15 protein-coding genes are annotated in these 19,618 nt (G+C 72.5%); 6 read left to right on the plus strand and 9 right to left on the minus strand.

Annotation, left to right across the window (positions count from 1 at the left end; genetic code table 11):
* Positions 1–284 precede the first annotated feature (284 nt).
* Genes ACFWPS_RS36130 through ACFWPS_RS36140 form a run of 3 tightly spaced genes read left to right on the plus strand, consistent with a single transcriptional unit; the run spans position 285 to position 3,444 of the window.
* Positions 285–659 (plus strand): hypothetical protein, encoded by a 375-nt coding sequence (locus tag ACFWPS_RS36130; protein WP_383713224.1) that lies wholly within the window; start codon positions 285–287, stop codon positions 657–659.
* Positions 643–3,003 carry a caspase family protein gene (locus ACFWPS_RS36135; RefSeq protein WP_383713227.1) on the plus strand — a complete coding sequence of 787 codons (2,361 nt, stop codon included), beginning with the start codon at positions 643–645 and terminating at the stop codon, positions 3,001–3,003. Before ACFWPS_RS36130 ends, ACFWPS_RS36135 begins: the two co-directional genes overlap by 17 nt.
* Positions 3,004–3,057: 54 nt before the next feature.
* A complete protein-coding gene (locus tag ACFWPS_RS36140) occupies positions 3,058–3,444 on the plus strand; it encodes a nitroreductase/quinone reductase family protein (protein ID WP_383713230.1) in 387 nt (128 codons plus the stop codon).
* A gap of 1 nt (position 3,445) precedes the next feature.
* On the opposite strand, the gene ACFWPS_RS36145 is transcribed toward ACFWPS_RS36140, so the two are convergent.
* The 6 genes from ACFWPS_RS36145 to ACFWPS_RS36170 form a co-directional block, all read right to left on the minus strand.
* Positions 3,446–4,000: a DUF3455 domain-containing protein gene (locus ACFWPS_RS36145; protein WP_383713232.1), complete on the minus strand. Its 555-nt coding sequence runs from the start codon at positions 3,998–4,000 to the stop codon at positions 3,446–3,448.
* Positions 4,001–4,202: 202 nt separating this feature from the next.
* Complete coding sequence (locus ACFWPS_RS36150) at positions 4,203–5,663, minus strand: aldehyde dehydrogenase family protein (RefSeq protein WP_383713235.1); 1,461 nt, start codon at positions 5,661–5,663, stop codon at positions 4,203–4,205.
* The gene (locus ACFWPS_RS36155) at positions 5,660–7,390 is read right to left on the minus strand and encodes an amidohydrolase family protein (RefSeq protein ID WP_383713238.1); all 1,731 of its coding nucleotides are present in this window, start codon (positions 7,388–7,390) and stop codon (positions 5,660–5,662) included. Before ACFWPS_RS36155 ends, ACFWPS_RS36150 begins: the two co-directional genes overlap by 4 nt.
* Before the next feature lie 103 nt (positions 7,391–7,493).
* On the minus strand, positions 7,494–8,612 hold the full coding sequence (locus ACFWPS_RS36160) for an LLM class flavin-dependent oxidoreductase (protein WP_383713241.1): 1,119 nt from the start codon (positions 8,610–8,612) through the stop codon (positions 7,494–7,496).
* A 97-nt stretch (positions 8,613–8,709) separates the two neighbouring features.
* The gene (locus ACFWPS_RS36165; RefSeq protein ID WP_383713243.1) at positions 8,710–9,480 is read right to left on the minus strand and encodes an SDR family NAD(P)-dependent oxidoreductase; all 771 of its coding nucleotides are present in this window, start codon (positions 9,478–9,480) and stop codon (positions 8,710–8,712) included.
* Positions 9,481–9,493: 13 nt separating this feature from the next.
* Entirely contained in the window at positions 9,494–10,465 is a 972-nt protein-coding gene (locus ACFWPS_RS36170) for an LLM class F420-dependent oxidoreductase (protein ID WP_383713246.1), read from the minus strand.
* Positions 10,466–10,729: 264 nt separating this feature from the next.
* Between ACFWPS_RS36170 and ACFWPS_RS36175 the strand changes: the two genes are divergently transcribed.
* Positions 10,730–11,623, plus strand: a complete 894-nt coding sequence (locus tag ACFWPS_RS36175; protein ID WP_383713249.1) for a hypothetical protein — start codon at positions 10,730–10,732, stop codon at positions 11,621–11,623.
* A gap of 89 nt (positions 11,624–11,712) precedes the next feature.
* On the opposite strand, the gene ACFWPS_RS36180 is transcribed toward ACFWPS_RS36175, so the two are convergent.
* Genes ACFWPS_RS36180 through ACFWPS_RS36190 form a run of 3 tightly spaced genes read right to left on the minus strand, consistent with a single transcriptional unit; the run spans position 11,713 to position 14,721 of the window.
* On the minus strand, positions 11,713–12,957 hold the full coding sequence (locus ACFWPS_RS36180; RefSeq protein WP_383713251.1) for an amidohydrolase family protein: 1,245 nt from the start codon (positions 12,955–12,957) through the stop codon (positions 11,713–11,715).
* Positions 12,958–13,012: 55 nt separating this feature from the next.
* The gene (locus tag ACFWPS_RS36185) at positions 13,013–13,510 is read right to left on the minus strand and encodes an acyl-CoA thioesterase (RefSeq protein ID WP_383713254.1); all 498 of its coding nucleotides are present in this window, start codon (positions 13,508–13,510) and stop codon (positions 13,013–13,015) included.
* Positions 13,507–14,721: a macrolide family glycosyltransferase gene (locus tag ACFWPS_RS36190; protein WP_383713256.1), complete on the minus strand. Its 1,215-nt coding sequence runs from the start codon at positions 14,719–14,721 to the stop codon at positions 13,507–13,509. Before ACFWPS_RS36190 ends, ACFWPS_RS36185 begins: the two co-directional genes overlap by 4 nt.
* A gap of 324 nt (positions 14,722–15,045) precedes the next feature.
* Between ACFWPS_RS36190 and ACFWPS_RS36195 the strand changes: the two genes are divergently transcribed.
* Positions 15,046–16,317 carry a hypothetical protein gene (locus tag ACFWPS_RS36195; protein ID WP_383713259.1) on the plus strand — a complete coding sequence of 424 codons (1,272 nt, stop codon included), beginning with the start codon at positions 15,046–15,048 and terminating at the stop codon, positions 16,315–16,317.
* A 113-nt stretch (positions 16,318–16,430) separates the two neighbouring features.
* Positions 16,431–19,382, plus strand: a complete 2,952-nt coding sequence (locus ACFWPS_RS36200; RefSeq protein WP_383713261.1) for a BTAD domain-containing putative transcriptional regulator — start codon at positions 16,431–16,433, stop codon at positions 19,380–19,382.
* Positions 19,383–19,618: the final 236 nt, after the last annotated feature.

Here is a 19,618-nt window from a genome sequence, read left to right on the forward strand (position 1 = left end):
CGTCCCTCGTCGGGAAACCGTCCGGGGTTCCGCCGGCCGTTCGGGCCCCGTGAGAGACATTGAAAGGCATCGGCACCGCTACGGCACGGAAGACCCTGGAACCAAGTCCCGCCGCGCAGAGCACAGGTACCGGGCGTTCTCCTCCGCGCCGACGACACCGCCGCCCGGCCCCGCGCGACCGCCCGGCCCCGCTCGACTTCCGGTGGAACGGCTTGGCTTGACACTCCTTCCCGCGTTCACTGGAATGAACAACCCGCACCACTGACACAAGCGCTGGGGGCCGCATGTCCATACGGATCGACGTCGTGGGGGACGACGCCGCGCTGGAGGATCTGTGGGACTGGCTGGGGGACGACCGGGACCTGCGCGGCCGGTGCCGGCTGGCGAGCGCTCCTGTGCGGCCCGGCACGATGGGGTCCGGGACGGAGATCGTCATGGACCTCTCGAACCTCGTCGCGAGCGGGAGCGCCCTGCTCTCGGGGGTCGCCGCCTGGCTCGCCTACCGCAGGACCGAGGGGCGCCGCACCACGCCGACCGTCGCCGTGACCACGCCCGACGGCCACCGGTTCGAGATCACCGCCGATGAGCCGGCGGAGCTGGAGAGGCTTCTCACCGCCCTGTCCGGCCACCTGCACCGAGACGATGACCCGGCTGCCTGACCCCGAGGGTTCCCGCGCCGTCCTGTTCGGCGCCGCCGCCTACCGGTACGACGAGCTTCCCGACCTGCCCGCCATAGCCAACAACCTGAAGGACCTGCACGCCGCCCTGGCACCGCCGCTCGGCGGGTTCGCCGCGGAGCACTGCGCCGTCCTGCTCGACCCACCCGAGACGGTGTCCGTCTTCAACCAACTCCAGCACCAGTCCCACCGGGCCACGGACACCCTGCTCGTCTACTTCGCGGGCCACGGCATACGGAAGGTGGGCGGCGGCCTCTACCTCACCGTCTCGACGTCACAGGAAGCCAGCAAGCGGGTCAGCGCCCTCGACTACGACGTGCTGCGCGAGCTTGTGAGCGAGTCCGGCGCGCAGAACAAGATCGTGATCCTCGACTGCTGTTACAGCGGCCGCGCCATCCAGGGCATGAGCGCCGCCGCGCTGGCCGAACAGCTGGACATCGACGGCGCCTGCGTCCTGACCTCCACGGCCAAGGACAGGGAAGCCCTGGCCCCGGCGGGTGCGAGGCACACGACGTTCACCGGCGAACTGCTGCACCTGCTGCACCACGGCGTACCGGGAGCCGGGGAGTTGCTGTCCCTCGGCACCGTCGCCGAGCAGCTGCGCCGCAACGCCCGGCTGCGGGGGCTGCCGATCCCCGAGCACCTGTTCCACGGGACCACGCGCCACCTCGCGCTCACCCGCAACCCCGCCGCGCCCGCCACCGATCCCCCGGCCCCGCCGTCGGCGCCTCCCCCGCCCCGGCCCTCGGCCCAGCACGCCCACGTGTCCCGCGCGCTCGTCCTCGCGGGGACCTTGCACACCGCCAAGAAGGATCTGGCGGAGACGGTCCGCAAGAACTGGTCCACCGCCGCCGACCGGTACTTCCAGCGCATGGGCACCGAGGCGCACCCCACCGAGAGCTGGGGCGAACTCCGCTCGTGGACACGGCAGTTCGACGACCCCCGGACGGACGACGTCGAGGGCCGGTCCGTCCTCATCGACCGATATCTGACCGACCCCGCCCTCCCGCCGGACCACAAGGTGCTGCACCTGCTGCGCTGGCTCGACCCGGACGGCCCGGTCGGGTACCGCGGCCGGCCGATCACGTACGCGGGGCTGGCCCGCGCCTGCCTGTGGCGGTACACCGGTGGCGACCGAGGGGACAAGGAGCTGCTCAGGGAGTTGTCCGGGCAGGACAACCTGCTCGACACCCTGGCCGAGTTCGCCACGCTCCACGAGCTGCGGGGCGTGCAGCGACAGTGGAGAAACGCTCTGAAGACCTGGCAGGCCACCGACTTCAGGGGGTGGCCGCCCGAGGTCCGGGACTGGGCCGCCGACGTCGGCCCCGGGGCGCTGCTGGCCGCCCGGCTGCCGCAGGAGCATCTGGAGGAGCTACGGCCCCGGTGGCAGACCGGCGACACCGGGCCGCCGGACCCGAGCACCTGGTGGTACGACCGTCTGCTGAAGGCCGCCAAGGGCCGGGACACCCTGCTCGGCCGGCTGATCGAGGCCGAGTGGTCCGGGCGGGCCCGGGAGGAGGGGCTGGCCGACGCCAGGGAGCGCAAGCTGCGGCGCCGGGCCGCGGAGGAGGCTCGCGAGCGGAAACTGAGACTGGAACAGGAGGCGGCGGGACGGGAGCAGGCCGAGGAGCGGCGGAGGCAGGAGCAGCGGCTGGCCGAAATGCGCGACCGGCGGGAACGGGAGCAGCGCGCCGAGGAGGAGCAACGGCACCGGCGGCAGCGGGAGCTGGAGTGGCAGGCCGCCGCAGCCGCCCGGACGCGGCCCGCGGCCCGTGCGCTGGCCGCCCTCCGCGCGCTGGGACTCGGCCTCGGCTGGGCCCTGCCGCCGCTCGTCCTCATCTGGCTCACCTGGTGGTTCTCCAGCTACGAGTTCGACGCCGCCGAGTTCCTCTCCCTCCAGGTCGTGATCACGAGTGCGACGGCGATGTTCGTGCTGGTGCCCCGGGCCGCACGGCTCGGCGGCGCGTTCCGCCCCCGGCTGCGCATGCCCTCGTCCTGGCTGCCCTCGTCCCTGGGCGCGCCGGTGGCCGGGGTGATGCTGCTGGTCTACGGCCTGATCGGCAAGGACACGACCCTGCGGTCAGGCAGCATCAGGGCCGACTCCGGCCAACTGCGCAAGGTCGGCCTGAGCACATTCCTGCAGTACGTGGGCCGCAACAGCTACGCGCCCTCCGGCTGGGCCGTCCTCATCGCGATGCTGGGGGCGCTCGTCGTCGTCGGCTGCTGGTTCTGCGGGCTGTTCGCGGGCCAGGCGACCGCCCGCCGCTGGGAGGAACTCGCCGCCCGCGCCCGGCAGGAGGCCGACGGGCTGACCCGGCTTCCGTGAACACTCCTTGGTGGCGGTCGGGACGGGCCGCGTGCGGTGTGCGACCTTTGGACCATGTCCGATCGCAGATTCCGTGCCACCACCGCCTTCCAGCGGCACATCGCCAACCCCTTGACCCGGCTGCTTCCCTTCCAGACCCTGCTGGAGACCAGGGGGCGGGTCTCCGGGGAGCCCCGGCGCACCCCGCTGGGCGGCAGGCGGGTCGGGGAGAGTTTCTGGCTGGTGTCGGAGTTCGGGACGAAGTCCCAGTACGTGCGGAACATCCAGGCCGACCCGCGGGTGCGGGTGCGGATCGGCGGGCGGTGGCACCACGGCACCGCCCACCTGCTGCCCGACGACGACCCGGTCGCCCGGCTGCGCACCCTGCCCAAGGGCAACAGCATGGCCGTGAAGGCGCTGGGGACGCAGCTGCTGACGATCCGGGTCGATCTCGCCGACTAGGTCACGCGGTCGCCTTGTAGAACGCGTACGTCGCCGAGTACGGCACCGAGATCTGGTCCGTGCCCGTGCACGCCGCCGCCGGGGCCACGCCGCCCTCCGTGTCCAGGCGCTGGACGTAAGTGACGCCCTCGAACGTCCCGGCGCCGCGGGTGGCCGTGGCCTTCAGGAGCAGCTCGGGGACGGCGCCGTCCTTCGCGGAGGTGGCGACCGCGGAGGCGTTGACGGCACTGCCGTCGACCGTGGAGACCCAGACCGGGCCACGGGAGTGCACGGCGACCGGGCGGTGGGCGCGGTCCCTCTTGTCGGAGAGGGTGGCGGCGGGCTCCAGGAGCTTCCAGGCGCCGTCGGTGCAGGTGTAGGTCTGCACGCCGTGCGCGGAGTAGACGCCGGTCAGCTTGTTGCCGTCGGGCACGGCGAGCGCGGCGGGGGCGTGGACGGCCGGGAGGGCGGCGGGCTTCGCGGACGCGGCCTGGACGGCCGTCGTGCCGAGCAGGGTGGCCGCGGTCGCGGCGGCGACGGCCGTGGCGGTCAGGGCGATTCTCTTGACGTGCTTCATGAAGGGGGGTCTCCGAACGGGATCCGTGCGTGTTCAGGGAAGGGGGCGGTCAGGGCCGGTAACCGGAAACCTGCCGTCCCCCCTGTACCCCGGACGCTACGGACTCGTCCCCCGCGAGCGAAGGGGGTTTCCCCTTCTTTGCCCTCCCGTAATACCCCTTACGGCCCCAACGGGCAGACTCCGCGCACCTTTTGACATACCGTCACCCCGGCCAGACGATCGCCTGCACCTCGCTGTAGGCGTGCAGGGCGTAGGAGCCCACGTCGCGGCCGACCCCGCTCCTCTTGAACCCGCCGAACGGCGCCTCCATGTTCCGGCCGACGGTGTTGATCCCGACGCCGCCCGCCCGCAGCCGCCGTGCCACCCGGAAGGCGCGGGCCACATCGCCGGACCAGACGTAGTCGATGAGGCCGTAGTCGGAGTCGTTGGCGAGGGCGATGCCCTCCTCCTCGTCGTCGAAGGGGACGACGGAGACGACCGGGCCGAAGATCTCCTCGCGGGCCACCCGCATGTCGTTGGTGCAGTCGGCGAGAAGAGTGGGGGAGACGTAGAACCCCCGCTCCAGCGGCGGGCGTTCGCCGCCGACCACCACCGTCGCGCCCTCCTTCCTGCCGAGTTCGACGTACGACTCGACGCGCGCCCGGTGCTCGGCGGTGATCAGCGGCCCGACCACCGTGTCCGGCGCGGCCGGGTCGCCCACCGTCAACCGGCCCGCGTACGCGGCCAGTCCGTCCACCAGCCGGTCGTACAGACCCCGCTGCACCAGCACCCGGGTGGGCGCCGTACAGATCTGCCCGCTGTAGAAGGAGAAGGTGGTGCCTATCCCCGCCACCGCCGAGCCGACGTCCGCGTCCTCGAAGACGACCGCCGCGCCCTTGCCGCCCAGCTCCATCAACTGCCGTTTCATGTCCCGCCCGCACACCTCGGCGATGCGCTGCCCGACGGCGGTGGAGCCGGTGAAGCTCACCATGTCGACGTCGGGGGAGGCCACGGCGGCCTCGCCGACGACGGTCGACCGACCGGAGACGACGTTCACCACGCCCGGCGGGGCGCCCGCCGCCTCCAGCGCCTCCGCCATCCGGTAGACGGAGAGGGGGTCCTGCGGGGCGGGCTTCACGACCACCGTGTTGCCCATCGCCAGCGCCGGCGCGACCTTGCCCGCCGGGTTGGCCCACGGGTTGTTGTACGAGGTGATGCAGCTGACCACCCCGACCGGCTGGCGCACGGCCAGCGCACCCATGACACCGGCCCTGCCCATCGGCCCGGCCTCGTTGATCTGCGGCGGGATCGCCCACTCGGCGGGCTCCACGGTCGCGTACCGCCGGAACCGGGCAGCGGCCACCCCCACCTGCATCGCCCGCGCGGTACCCGTGGTCGCGCCCGTCTCGGCGCGGGCCAGGTCCGCGTACGCGCCCAGCTGCCCGCGGATGATGTCGGCGGCCCGCCCGAGCACCGCCGCCCGCTCCCCCGCCGGCGTCCGCGACCAGGCCCCGAACGCCTCCCGGGCGGCCGCGCAGGCGGCCAGCACCTGCTCCCGGGAGGCCTCCGGCGCCCAGCCCACGGTCTCCTCGGTCGCCGGGGCGACGACCTCGTAGTGCCCGTCGTCGGGGTCCGTCCACCGGCCCCCGACGAACAGCCGCTGCCCGTCCGCCGCCTCGCTCACCGGGTGCTCACCGTCCTGGTGTCCCGCCCGGACCGCAGCACCTTCCCCGGTACGGCCCCGCTCACCACGTCGTCCCGGATGGCCTCGACGCCGTTGACCCAGACCGCCCGCACCCCGATCGCCTTCGCGTCCAGGCGCGGACTGTCTCCCGGCAGGTCGTGCACCAGGGTGGCCTGGCCGGCGGCGATCCGCTCCGGGTCGAAGAGCACGAGGTCCGCATGCCAGCCCTCGGCGATCCGCCCTCGCTCCCGGAGCCCGAAGAGCCGGGCGGGATCGTCGGTCAGCATCTTCACGGCCTGTTCCAGACCGAGCAGCTTCCGCCCGCGCAGACAGTCACCGATGAAACGGGTGGTGTACGGCGCCCCGCACATGCGGTCCAGATGCGCCCCCGCGTCCGACCCGCCCAGCATGACGTCCTCGTGCTGCCAGGTCTCGGCGCGCAGCGCCCAGGAGGCGGGGTCGTTGTCGGTGGGCATGGGCCACAGGACGGTACGGAGGTCGTCGGCGGCGCAGATCTCGACCAGGGTGTGGAAGGGGTCCTGGCCTCGCTCCTGTGCTATGTCACGTACCACCCGGCCCGACAGCCCGGCGTTCGCCTCGCTGTACGTGTCCCCGATGACGTACCGCCCGAAGTTCGCCAGCCGCCGGAAGACACCGGCCTCCTTGGAGTGGGCGCGCTCCAGCAGCTCCGCCCGTACCCCGGGATCGCGCAGCTTCTCGATCCGCTCCGGAACCGGCAGCCCGAGGATCGGCCCCCACCCGGGGATCAGGTTCAGCGCACAGAAGGTCCCGAGCGACATGTTCATGGGCGTGAGGATCGGCATGGTCAGCGCGACGACCCTGCCGCCCGCCTTCCGGGCCCGTTCGCTGGCCTGGAGCTGCCGCGGCACCCGCTCCGGGACGGCGGCGTCGACCGTCAGCACGTTCCAGTTCAGGGGCCGTCCGGCCACCGCGCTCATCTCGGCGAACAGCTCGATCTCGGCGTCGCTGAACTGGTCGAGGCACCCGGCGACGATCGCCTCGATCTGCGTCCCCTCGTGCTCCCCGACGGCCTTCGAGAGGGCCAGCAGCTCGGCGGGGAGCGCGTGCCGCGAGGCCACCGGCTGCCCGTCCCCGTCGGAGTGGGTGCTGGACTGGGTGGTGGAGAAGCCCCACGCGCCCGCGTCCATGGCCTCGTGCAACAGGCGTACGATCTCGGTCAGTTGCTCCTCACTGGGCTGCCCCCCGACCGCATCCGGCCCCATCACGTACCGGCGCAGCGCACAGTGCCCCACCATGAACCCGGCGTTGACGGCGATCCGCCCCTCAAGAGCGTCCAGGTACTCCCCGAACCCGTTCCAGCTCCAGGGCGCCCCCTCCTCCAGGGCGACCAGCGACATGCCCTCGACCTTGGACATCATGCGGCGGGTGTAGTCGGCGTCGGCGGGCCGCCCCGGGTTCAGGGGGGCGAGGGTGAACCCGCAGTTCCCGGCCGCGACCGTGGTCACCCCGTGATTCAACGAAGGCGTGGCGTAGGGATCCCAGAAGAGCTGGGCGTCGTAGTGCGTGTGCGGATCGACGAACCCGGGCGCGAGGACCAGCCCGGCGGCGTCCTCGCTGGTGCGGGAATCCTCGGTGACGGTTCCTATGACGGCGACACGGCCGTCGCGGATGCCGACGTCGGCGACGAAAGCGGGCGCGCCGGTGCCGTCGACAACCGTCACCCCCTTGATGACGTGATCGAGCACGAGCCTTGCCTCCTCAGGCATGCGATGCGCTGACCGACCTGCTTTTAGGGGCGCGGGGAACTGCGCGACCAGCCACAACGCACCCGCACCCGCCGACGAGACCTCAAGCCCCCTCACGGAACCGCGTAGTCCGGTGCACCGGATCCGTGTCGATCTTCGGAATCACGTGCTCCCCGATCAACCGAATCGTCTGCAACGTCTCCTCCTTCGGCACCCCCACCGGCAACCCGAAGCTCAACTGGTCCGCCCCCGCCTGCTCCCACCGCTTGCACTGCCGCAGCACCTCGTCCGGGTCGCCGCAGATCAGCAACTCCTCCTCGACCAGCAGCTCCACGAACTCGGGCGTGTACTCCGGCAGCGTCTCCGGCCACACCGGGAAGCCCTCGGGCCGCGGGAAGGTGTCGTGGTACCGGAACACCAGGGACGGCAGATAGTGGAGCCCGCCGGACGTGGCGATCCGGATCGCCTCGTCGTGCGTCGGCGCGCAGATCGCCGTCGTCGTCACCATGACGTTGTCGTTGACGAAGTCCCCGACCGGCTCGGCGTTCACGATCGCCGTCTTGTACTGCTCGAGCACCCACTCCATGTCGGAGACCTTCTGGATGCTGAACCCCAGCACGCCGAGCCCCTTCCGCGCGGCCATCGCGTACGACGGCGGCGACCCGGCCGCGTACCACATCGCGGGGTGCGACTTGCCGTACGGCTTCGGCAGCACCTTCCGCGGCGGCAGCTGCCAGTGCTTGCCCTGGAAGCCGACGTACTCGTCCTGGAGCCACATCTTGGGGAACTCGGCGATGGTCTCCTCCCAGATCTCCTTGGTGTAGTTCATGTCGGTCACACCGGGGATGAACCCGAGGATCTCGTGGGAGCCGGCGCCGCGTCCGCTGCCGAACTCGAAGCGGTTGCCGGTGAGATGGTCGAGCATGGCGACCTTCTCGGCGACCTTCACGGGGTGGTTGACCTGGGCGAGGGGGTTGAAGATCCCGGAGCCGAGGTGGATCCGTTCGGTGGCGTGCGCGAGGTAGCCCAGGTACACGTCGTTGGCGGACAGGTGCGAGTACTCGTCGAGGAAGTGGTGCTCGGAGGCCCAGGCGTACTTGAAGCCGGACTGGTCCGCCTGGATGACGTACTCGGTCTCCTCCATCAGTGCCTTGTGCTCGGCCAGCGGGTCGGTCTCGGCTCGCTTGCCCACGTATCCCTGTACAAAGAGCCCGAATTCCAAGGCGGTTCACCGTCCCAAGTTCAGGTGGTCCCTGTGGTCCTTATGAGTCCTACGACTTTCTGACGTTGCGTCAGAAAGGTCAATAGATGACGGTCCGTCAGATGACACTGACCCCCGCCAGCCATCCCCCGTCGATCACGAACGGCTGCCCGGTGATGTACGACGAGTCGTCCGAGGTCAGGAAGAGCGCCAGCTTGGCCACCTCCTCCGCCCGCCCGATCCGGCCCAGCGGCACGAGCTTGCGGTACAGCTCGTCCAGCGCACGGCTCATCTCCGCCGGGTCGGCGGCCGGGTCCAGCCGGGCCGGGTTGGACATCGCGGTGTCGATGGCGCCGGGGCAGATCGCGTTGACGCGGATCCGCCGGTCGGCGAGTTCCAGCGCGGCGACCCGGGTGAGCCCGAGCACCGCGTGCTTGGTGGCGGCGTAGGTGCCGACCGCCGCCATTCCGGTCAGCGCGGTGTAGGAGGCCGTGTTGACGATGGTCCCGCCGTCGTCCAGCTCGGGCGCGACCGTCTTCATGCCCAGGAAGCAGCCCACCTGGTTGACCTGCACGACCTGCATGAACTCGTCCAGGGGTGTGTCCACGAGCGCGTTGAAGCGCAGGATGCCCGCGTTGTTCACCAGCCCGTCGAGGCGGCCGTACGCCTTCTTGGCGGCGGCGACGGCGGCCTGCCACTCCGCCTCCACGCCCACGTCCAGGTGGACGTAGGCCGCCCCGATCTCCTTGGCGAGGGCCTCGCCCTGGTCGTCCAGCACATCGGCGACGACGACTCTCGCACCCTCCGCGACGAAGAGCCGCGCCTCCTGCTCGCCCTGTCCGCGCGCCGCCCCGGTGACGATGACGACCCGCCCGTCCAGCTTGCCCATGCCACTGCCTCCCTCAGGCGAGACGGGGCGCGACGTCCGCCCCGAACGCCTGGATCTGGTCGATGAGTTCGGCCCGGCTCCGGCTGCGGAACCGCACCTGGATCTGGTCCACGCCCATCTCGCCGTACGCCCGCAGCGAATCGGCGAGGGCCTCGGGGGCACCGCTGAGGGTGCGGCGGCCCACCGCCCAGTCCGGGGTGCCGACGTACAGCGGTTCGGCGATCGCGCCGACGGTGATCGGCTCCTCACTGCATCCAACAGCGGCTCCGCCGCGGGCGGCCTCCTCGCGCAGCCGCCGCAGCCGGGCGATCTGGGAGGGGAGCCGGTCCCGGGGGTCGCCCTGCGACAGCCAGCCGTCACCCTTGAGCGCGGCCCGCCGCAGCGCGGCCGGCGACGACCCGCCGACCCACACCGGCACCCGCTCCTGCGCGGGCCGGGGCCGCTGCCCGAGCCCCTCGAAGTCGTAGAACTTGCCGTGGTGGGTGGGGAACTCATCCGGCCCGAGCGCGGCGCGCAACGCGTCGACCGCCTCGTCGAGCACCGCCCCCCGCTGCCCGAAGTCCACCCCGAGCACCTCGAACTCCTCCCGTACGTGCCCGGCCCCGACCCCGAGGATCAGCCGCCCGCCGGAGAGGTGGTCGAGGGTCGCGTACTGCTTGGCGGAGAGCAGGGGGTGCCGCAGCCCGACGACGGCGACATGACTGAGCAGCCGTATCCGCTCGGTCACGGCGGCCAGGTGGGCGAGGGTGGCGACCGGGTCGTACCAGACCGTGCTCATGGCGGACGCCAGCCGGCGCGGGATCGCCACATGGTCGCAGACGGCGAGGTACGCGAAGCCCGCGTCCTCGACGGCCCGGGCGATCGCGACGAGGTCGTCGACCCCGGCCCCGGCCTCCCAGCCCTCGGCGTAGATGGTGGACTGGGACTGGACGGGGAGTTGTATCCCGTACGCCGGACGCCCGTCCGGCAGGCCTTGGTTGGACACACACCCTCCTGAATCCGACTCCCGAATCTGATGGACCGTCACATCAGCACTGCCGGAGCCATCGTCTTGCCTGACGCCCCGTCAGACAAGAGTCGCGGGCGTTGATCGTCCGGTGAAGAATGTCCGCCTCTCTGACTGATTGACCCGGGGTCGTCGTGGTCATGTCCCAGGCGCGCGTCACCGGGTGAGGGCGGCCCGACCAGGGCTCGTACCGGCCGGTGACGACTCGGGCTTCCGGGTCGCATCGGACACGGGGAGACCGAAATGATCCGCAACCGCATCGCCGCGCTGGCCGCCACCGCAGCCGCCGCGTCCCTGCTGCTGACCGCCTGCAACGCCACCGACCAGGCCGCCGGTGCCGCCTCGGCGGCCAAGGACGGTGTCGGCGCCGCGCTGCAGAGCCTGCACTTCGACAGCGGCACCGCGAAGCAGCACAACGCCACCCCGAAGACGGGCGACTGGGCCCCCGCCGCCGGCAAGCCGGCGGTGACCCCGGCCGCCAGGAAGTGGGTGCAGCTGAGCGCGGCCAGGGCGGGGGACCTGAACCCGGTCGTCGTCAACGGTGCGGGCTTCACCCTCTACCGCTTCGACAAGGACACCGCGAACCCGTCCAAGTCCAACTGCAACGACGCGTGCGCGACCACCTGGCCGCCCGTCGTCGTCGCCCCCGGCGGCAAGATCTTCATCGACGGTGTGAACAAGTCCGCCGTCGGCGTCGTCAAGCGCGCCGACGGCAACCTCCAGGTGACGATCGGCGGCTGGCCCGTCTACCGCTTCAGCAAGGACCTCAAGCCCGGCGACACCAACGGCCAGGGCGTGGGCGGCACCTGGTTCGGCGTGACGCCGGACGGCAGGAAGGCCGGGGTCCAGGACCAGAACCAGGGAGGCACCGGCGGCACCGGGACCGGTACGGCCGCCGCGACCAGCGTCGTCCTCTCCGACCAGACCGACTTCGGCGACCCCTCCGAGGGCCTGGCCGGCTCCGGCTGCCAGAACGTCGCCCGCGACGACGCCGCCTCCTCCCTCCGGGCCTCCGGCGCCCTGAAGATCTGGTCGGAGAAGGACTGCAAGGGCGAGTCCAAGGTGGTCCAGGGCGACATCGCCGACCTGGCGTCGATCGGCTTCGACAACAAGATCTCCTCGGTGTTCTTCGGCTGACGCCGGCAGGCACCACCGTCCTGTGCCCACCGTCCCGCGCCCAAGGTCCCCGGCGCGGGACGGTCACGGCAGCCCCCGCGGAGCGGTCCTCACGAGTTCGCGCCCGGCCCCGCCCACAGACCGTCCGCCGTCAGGCCCAGCAGGTCGATCGCGTTGCCGCGGACGATGCGTTCGACCGCGTCCGGGGCCAGGTGGCCCATCTGGGACTCGCCGACCTCCCGGGACTTGGGCCAGGTGGAGTCGGAGTGGGGGTAGTCGGTCTCGTAGAGGACGTTGCCGAGGCCGATGGCGTCGAGGTTCCGCAGGCCGAAGGCGTCGTCGAAGAAGCAGCCGTAGACATGCTCGGCGAAGAGCTCGGAGGGCGGGCGGGTGACCTTGTCGGCGACGCCGCCCCAGGCGCGGTTCTCCTCCCAGACGACGTCGGCGCGTTCGAGGATGTAGGGGATCCAGCCGATCTGGCCCTCCGCGTACATCACCTTCAGGTCGGGGAAGCGCTCGAACTTGCCGCTCATCAGCCAGTCGACCATCGAGAAGCAGCAGTTGGCGAAGGTGATGGTGGAGCCGACGGCGGGAGGGGCGTCGGCGGAGGTGGACGGCATCCGGCTGCTGGAGCCGATGTGCATGGCGACGACCGTGCCGGTCTCGTCGCAGGCGGCGAGGAAGGGGTCCCAGTCGTCGGTGTGGACGGAGGGGAGCCCGAGGTGCGGGGGTATCTCGGAGAAGGCGACGGCCCGGACGCCGCGGGCCGCGTTGCGGCGGACCTCCGCGGCGGCCAGCCGGGCGTCCCACAGGGGGATGAGGGCGAGGGGTATCTGGCGGCCCTGGGCCAGCGGGCCGCACCACTCCTCCACCATCCAGTCGTTGTACGCCCGGACGCAGAGCAGGGCCAGTTCGCGGTCCTTGGCCTCGGTGAAGGTCTGCCCGCAGAAGCGGGGGAAGGTCGGGAAGCAGAGCGCGGACTGGACGTGGTTGACGTCCATGTCGGCGAGCCGCTGTGGCACGTCGTACGACCCCGCCCGCATCTGCTCGTACGTGATCACTTCGAGCTTGATCTCGTCGCGGGAGTAGCCGACGGCGGTGTCGAGGCGGGTGAGGGGGCGGTGCAGGTCCTCGTAGATCCACCAGTCGCCGATGGGACCGTCGTCCCCCTGCTTGCCCATGACCGGCTTGAAGCGGCCGCCGAGGAAGCTCATCTCCCTCAGCGGGGCCCGCACGATGCGGGGCCCGGTGTCCAGGTACTTCTTCGGGAGGCGGGACTGCCAGACGTCCGGCGGCTCCACGGTGTGGTCGTCGACGGAGATGATCAGCGGAAAGGTGCCGTCCTGGGTGTCCATGGCGCTCACGGTAGCGCCGATCTGACGAACCGTCAGCTAGCGGAGTGACGGTTCGTCAGGCGGATGGGCGGCAGTCGCAGGCCGCGTGCCTAGCCAGCACGGCCAGCTCGTCGTCCTCCAGCCTGCGGGTGCGGCGGGCGGCGGGGTCGTAGGCGACACAGGTGCTCACGCAGGTGCAGAACACCTGGTCGCCGCGGGTGATCCGGCTGGTCAGCTCGAAGGAGGAGCGGCGGACCGTGCCCACGGTGGTGCTGATGACGGCCGGTTCCGGGCGGAGGTCGAGGGCCTCGGTGTAGTCGAGCTCGTGGCGGGCGTAGATGACCCGGACGCGAACGGCCTGGCCGGGCTGCCCGGGGTGGCCGCGCTGGAGGTAGAAGAAGTCCACGTGGGCGTCCTGGATCATCTCCAGGAGGCGGACGTTGTTCACGTGGTTCATCGGGTCCAGGTCGCTCATCCGGACCGGGCGGCTGTAGAGGTGGGGGCGGTGGTGGTGCGACGGCGCCGGGGCGGAGGCCGTCGGGGCCGCCAGGGCCCGCAGGGTCGCGTGGCTCACCGGACCGCTCCGAGTGCGTCCTCGACGAGGTCCGCGGCGGCCGGCACGCCGCCCGACCGTCCGAGCTCCGTGCGCAGGGCGTTGACCCCGGCGCGCACCACCGGGTCCTCGGCCACCCGCAGCACGGCCTCCCGCAGCGCCCGCGCGGTGACCTGCTCGCGCGGCAGGTGCACGCCCAGCCCGAGCTCCTCGATCCGGCCGGCGTTGACGCGCTGCTCGGCCATCTGCGGGATCGCCACCATCGGCACCCCGTGCTGGACCGCCTCCATCGTGCCGCCCATCCCGGCGTGGGTGACGAAGACGGACGCGTGCGCGAGCACGGCCAGCTGCGGCACGTGCGCGTGCACCTCGAAGTGGGCCGGCAGCGGGCCGAGCACCTCCGGGGTGACGTCCGGGCCGACGGCCATCACGACGTGCAGCGGGAGGTCGCCGAAGGCCTCGACGCACGCCCGGTAGAACTCCGGGCGCCGGGTGAACTGGGAGCCCAGGGAGACCAGCAGCACCGGCACGTCGGGGCGGGGCGGCTGCCAGGAGCCCTGGTAGGAGCGGTCGCCGAGGGCGGGGCCGACGTAGGCGACGCGGCGGGCGGCGACCGTGTCGGCCCGGCGCTGGAAGGCGCGGGGCAGGAAGGCGATCGCCTGCTCGGGCCGCTCGACCTCGTGGATGCGGGCGGGGTCCAGGCCGCGCTCGGTGAAGGCGGCGGCGAGGGCGTCGTACCCGGGGAGTTCGGCGAGGCCGCCGGCGCCGTCGAAGAACTCGGGGAACAGGCCGTCGTAGGCCATGTGCGTGGGTGAGCACAGGACCGTCGGCACGCCCCACCGGGCGCCGAGCAGCAGGCCCGCGAAGCCGTAGACGTCGTAGAGGACCAGGTCGGGGCGGTCGTGTTCGTACGCCCTGGTCAGCGCGGGAAGTGAACCGAGCGAGGCGTGGACGGCGCGGGCGAAGCCCTCCGCGAGGCGCTCCGGCGCGTCCGAGCCGTCGCCCTCCACCGGGTAGACGACGGGCTCGGCGCCGGCCGCCTTCACCACGTGCGTGAAGTCCTCGGTGATGGCGTACGTGACCCGGTGGCCCCGGCGCACCAGCTCCTCCACCACTCCCAGGGTCGGGTTCACATGCCCCTGCATCGGCAGGTTCACCACGGCGATGTGCGCCGGGTGCGCACGGCGGCGCGGGGGCGCGGAGGAGGGGGCGGCGGGGCTGGTGCCAGGCACGATGAGCGTTTCCTGTTCCTGAGCGGCGTCGGGGCGCCCGTCGGTTCTTGGGGACCGTGGGTGTGGGGAGACGGGCATCGGTACAACGACACCGGCCCGCCTCACGCGACTGGCAACGGGGGGAAGACAACCCCTTCGTGGTGACTTACCGGGCGACGGGTTGACCGGGTGGGGGTGCGAGCAGGGGATGTCGGGTGGGCGGACGGGCGTGACCGGGGGGCGTGGACGGACGTGACTCGGGAGGCCTTGACGGGCGTGACCGGGAGTCGGGGGCGGGCGTTGGGCGGCGTAGGGACCGCCGTCCGCCACGACAGGAGCCGCCTCATGCCCGGACCGTATCTGCCCTTCATGGAGGAGGGGATGGCCCGCTGGCCGTTCGGCCCGCCCAACGCCGGGGTCGCGCTGGACTTCACGGGGCCGCCTCCCCAACTCGGTGAGCTGCACACGCTGGTGCGGGAGCGGTGGGCCGGACTGCCCAGGCTGGCCCGGCAGTTGGTACGGGACGAGCGGCGACCGCTGTCGGGGTGGTCGCGCCGGCACCGCTGGGAGACACCGGCCGCCGGCCGCGATCCCGCCGACCAGGTCCTCGACACGGGCACGGCGACTCTCCAGGACGCCGTACGGGACTGGTTCCACCGCCCGTTCCCCGGCGGCGAACCGCCCTGGAACCTCCACCTACTCCACGATCCCTCGGCGGGCGGGTTCACCCTCCTCTTCCGTATGCACCACAGCCTGCTCGACGGCCGGTCGCTGACCACCCTGCTGCGCGCCCTCCTGGACGGCTGCGGCCCGGTGGACGCCACCGCCGCGGCGGCCGGTCCGGGCGAACTGCGCCGGGCACCCGCGGCCGGCGGCCAACCGGGCCTGCTGACCACCGGCCTGGCGGTGCCGCTGCCCGGGAAGGGCGAGCGGCGGACGGCGTACGCGGTCCTGCACCTGCCCCCGGAGCTCGTGCGGGACGCGCGGCGGCACCCCGGGGCGACCACCAACACCGTGTTCCTGGCGGCCGTCTCCGGCGTCCTGCGCTCCTGCCTGCTGACCGCCGGACCCGTCGACCTCACCCAGGGCGCCAAGGCCGCCGAGGCCGCCGGACCGGTGTGGCTGTCGGTCCCGGTGGACCAACGCCCGGCCGACCGCGGTGACTTCCTCGGCAACGCGTTCTGCAACGTCCGGCTGCCCGCCCCCGTCGCGCTGCCCGGCCCCGCCGACCGGCTCCGGGCCTGCGCCGGACTGCTCACCACCGTCACCCGCCCCCTCGGCAGGGCGGAGAAACTGTTCGAGTCGGCCGTCACCGCCCTCCCGGGCCCGGCCCAGGCACTCGCCCGCGGCCGCCTCTTCGCCCCCGCCTACGCCCCCGCCGCCTGTACCTACGTCCATCTGCGCGAGACCGGCCGCACCCTGGCGGGCCGCCCGCTGCGCCGGATCTCCCTGGTCCCCATGGTCCCGCCGGACGACACGGTCACCTTCGCGTTGGGCGGCTGCGCCCGCGGCCACACCCTGAGCGTGTCCACCAACTCCGGTGCCGAGGACGCGGACCTGCTCGCGGAGTCGTTCCGGCACGAACTGGGCCTGCTCGCCGAGGCGGACGCCGTGTGAAGGCTGTGTGGACCCCCGCGTTTCGCCCTGTGATCGGTATCTCCCCCGGCTGACGCAACCCGCCCGGACAAGGCAGACTGACGGGGTGAAGCGGGATGTCTAGGGGGACGGGCATGGACGGTGGACCACGGGTGCCGGAGCAGCGGCGCGCCCCCTCCTCGGCGGAGGCGGCGGCGTTGCGCTTCAGTGTGCTCGGTCCGGTGCGCGCCTGGCGGGCCGAGGAGCCGCTCAACACCGGCTCTCCCCAGCAACGCGCCCTGCTCGCGGCCCTGTTGCTGCGCGAGGGCCGCACGGCGACCGCGGCCGAGCTGATCGACGCCCTGTGGGGCCCGGAACCGCCTTCGCAGGCACTGGCGGCGGTACGTACGTACGCGTCCCGGCTGCGGAAGGTCCTGGACCCCGGCGTCCTGGTGAGCGAGTCCGGCGGCTATGCCGTCCGCGGGCTGGGCGAGGGTGCCCTGGACCTGGCGGTCGCCCAGGAGCTGGCGGCGGAGGCGGAGAAGGCGAAGAACGCCGGGGACCTGCACCAGGCACGGGAGGTACTCGGGCGGGCGCTGGCCGAGTGGGACGGCGAGCCGCTGGCCGGGGTGCCCGGACCGTACGCGGAGACTCAGCGGGTCCGGCTGGAGGAGCTGCGGCTCCAACTTCTCGAATCCCGCCTGGACATGGACCTGGAGCAGGGCTGCCACGCGGAGGCGGTGTCGGAGCTGACGGCCCTCACGGCGGCGCATCCGCTGCGCGAACGCCTCCGTGAACTCCTCATGCTCGCCCTGTACCGCAGCGGCCGCCAGGCGGAGGCGCTCGCGGTGTACGCGGACACCCGCCGGCTGCTCGCGGAGGAACTCGGCGTCGACCCGCGGTCGGGCCTGCGGGACCTGCAACAGCGGATCCTCCAGGCCGACCCGGCCCTGGCGGAGCCCTCGGCCCCGGCGGCGGAACCCGCCGCCGTCCAGGTCCGCCCCGCCCAGCTCCCCGCCACCGTGCCCGACTTCACCGGACGCTCCGCCTTCGTCACCGAGCTGAGCGAGGTGCTGGCGTCGGCTGAGGGCCGGGTGATGGCCGTGTCGGCGCTGGCGGGCATCGGGGGCGTGGGCAAGACGACCCTCGCCGTGCACGTCGCCCACCAGGCCCGGTCGGCCTTCCCGGACGGCCAGTTGTACGTGGACCTGCAGGGCGCGGGCCCGCGGGCGGCGGAACCGGAGACGGTCCTGGGTTCCTTCCTGCGCGCCCTGGGCACACCGGACTCGTCCGTCCCCGACTCGCTGGACGACCGGGCGGCCCTGTACCGCTCGGTCCTGGACGGCCGCCGCGTCCTCGTCCTGCTGGACAACGCGAAGGACGCGGCGCAGGTACGTCCGCTGCTGCCGGGCACCGAGGGCTGCGCGGCGCTGGTCACCTCGCGCGTCCGGATGGTCGACCTCGCCGGGGCCCATCTGGTGGACCTGGACGTGATGTCCCCGGACGAGGCCCTGCAGCTGTTCACGAAGATCGTCGGCGCGGAGCGGGTGGCCGCGGAGCGGGAGGCGGCCCTGGACGTGGTGGCCGCGTGCGGGTTCCTCCCCCTCGCCATCCGGATCGCCGCGTCCCGTCTCGCCGCCCGCCGCACCTGGACGGTCTCGGTGCTGGCGGCGAAGCTCGCGGACGAACGCCGGCGCCTGGACGAACTCCAGGCCGGCGACCTCGCGGTGAAGGCGACCTTCGAACTGGGCTACGGCGCCCTGGACCCGGCCCAGGCGCGGGCGTTCCGCCTGCTCGGGCTGGCGGACGGGCCGGACATCTCGCTGGCCGCGGCCGCCGCCGTAATCGATCTGCCGGTGGAGGCGACCGAGGACCTGCTGGAGTCCCTCGTCGACACCTCGCTCCTGGAATCGGCGGCGCCGGGCCGCTACCGCTTCCACGACCTCGTACGGCTCTACGCGCGTGCCTGCGCCGAACGGGACGAACAGCCGCCCGGCGAGCGGGAGGCGGCGATGTCGCGGCTGCTGGACTTCTGCCTGGCGACGGCGGCGGGGGTGTACGCGATCGAGCGGCCGGGGGACCGGCTGGTGGAGCACCTCGAAACCACCGAATACCCGGGGCTGACGTTCCAGGACCGCCACCGTGCGCAGGACTGGCTCTACGCGGAGGCGATGACTCTGCTGGCCTGCGTCCGGCAGTCGACGGCGCCCGCCCTGCTGAGGCGGGCCGTGGACCTGTTGTGGGCGGCCGTGGACCTGACCGAGTCCGGTGCCAACTCCCGGGAGTACGAGGCGACGGCCGCCGCCATGCGGGACGCGGCGCACGCCGCGGCGGACGTGCGGACGGAGGCCCGCGCGCTCGTCACCCTGGCCAACGGCCACCATCTGATCGGCCGCTTCGAACTGGCCAACGAGCAGGCGAGCGAGGCGGTCCGGCTCGCGGACGCGGCGGGGGACCCGTTGCCCGGCTGCTGGGCGTCCAACATGCTGGGCATCATCGCGCTTTACCACAACAGGCTGGAGGACGGCGAGGCCCACCTCACCCGCGCCATCGACAGCTTCCGCGCCTGCGGTGACGGACCCGGCGAGGCCAGCGCGCTCTGCAACCTCTCCCGGATCCACCTGGCGATGGGGCGGACCGCGAGCGCGGTCTCCCTGGCACAGCAGGGGACGGGAATGTACGACGCCATGGGGCACGCGCTGAAGGGTGCCAACGGCCGGTACGCGCTGGGCCTCGCACTCACCCGGGGCGGCCAGTACAACCAGGCCGCCGAGCGTCTCCAGGAGGCCCTGGAGGTGTTCCGGGACAGCCGGATGCGGCTGTGGGAGGGGATGTCCCTGTTCCGGCTCGCCGAACTCGACCTCGCGGCGGAGCGGCCCGCGCAGGCCGCGACCAACGCCGAGACGGCCCTCACCCTGCTGCGCGGGATCGGTGGCGAGTGGCGGCGCGGGAACGTGCTGACGGTACTCGGCCGGGCCCTGAGCCTGATCGGGCATCCGGGCCGTGCGCAGGTGTGCTGGCGGGAGGCGCTCACCATCTTCGAAGGGCTCGGGTCCGCCGAGGCCGACGAGGTGAAGTCCCTGCTCAGGCCGAGTGCGGTTGCCTGAGGCGGGGCGCCCTCGGAGAGCGGGCACGGACGCCCGGCGGACGTTCATCATTCGTTTATCACCGCACGGCACTCTCGTCCTGTCAATCCGTCGCGTCGGGGGGCAGACGGTTCGGCCGGGGCCGCGCCTTAAGGTGTAGCGGCCCGGAAGCGTCCGCCCGGCGGCCCTACGGGGGAGTCGCCGGGCGGGCCTTCCCGTCCACAGCATCAAGAACATTCAGGGGAGCGAATGATGAG

This window comes from Streptomyces sp. NPDC058457, assembly GCF_042720695.1.
In the GTDB taxonomy this organism is placed as follows: domain Bacteria; phylum Actinomycetota; class Actinomycetes; order Streptomycetales; family Streptomycetaceae; genus Streptomyces.

Bases quoted from the DNA above. Each gene is read 5' to 3' on its own strand.
- ACFWPS_RS36130 (WP_383713224.1), top strand. From the start codon at position 285: ATGTCCATACGGATCGACGTCGTGGGGGACGACGCCGCGCTGGAGGAT.
- ACFWPS_RS36135 (WP_383713227.1), top strand. From the start codon at position 643: ATGACCCGGCTGCCTGACCCCGAGGGTTCCCGCGCCGTCCTGTTCGGC.
- ACFWPS_RS36140 (WP_383713230.1), top strand. From the start codon at position 3,058: ATGTCCGATCGCAGATTCCGTGCCACCACCGCCTTCCAGCGGCACATC.
- ACFWPS_RS36145 (WP_383713232.1), bottom strand. From the start codon at position 4,000: ATGAAGCACGTCAAGAGAATCGCCCTGACCGCCACGGCCGTCGCCGCC.
- ACFWPS_RS36165 (WP_383713243.1), bottom strand. From the start codon at position 9,480: ATGGGCAAGCTGGACGGGCGGGTCGTCATCGTCACCGGGGCGGCGCGC.
- ACFWPS_RS36175 (WP_383713249.1), top strand. From the start codon at position 10,730: ATGATCCGCAACCGCATCGCCGCGCTGGCCGCCACCGCAGCCGCCGCG.
- ACFWPS_RS36180 (WP_383713251.1), bottom strand. From the start codon at position 12,957: ATGGACACCCAGGACGGCACCTTTCCGCTGATCATCTCCGTCGACGAC.
- ACFWPS_RS36195 (WP_383713259.1), top strand. From the start codon at position 15,046: ATGCCCGGACCGTATCTGCCCTTCATGGAGGAGGGGATGGCCCGCTGG.
- ACFWPS_RS36200 (WP_383713261.1), top strand. From the start codon at position 16,431: ATGGACGGTGGACCACGGGTGCCGGAGCAGCGGCGCGCCCCCTCCTCG.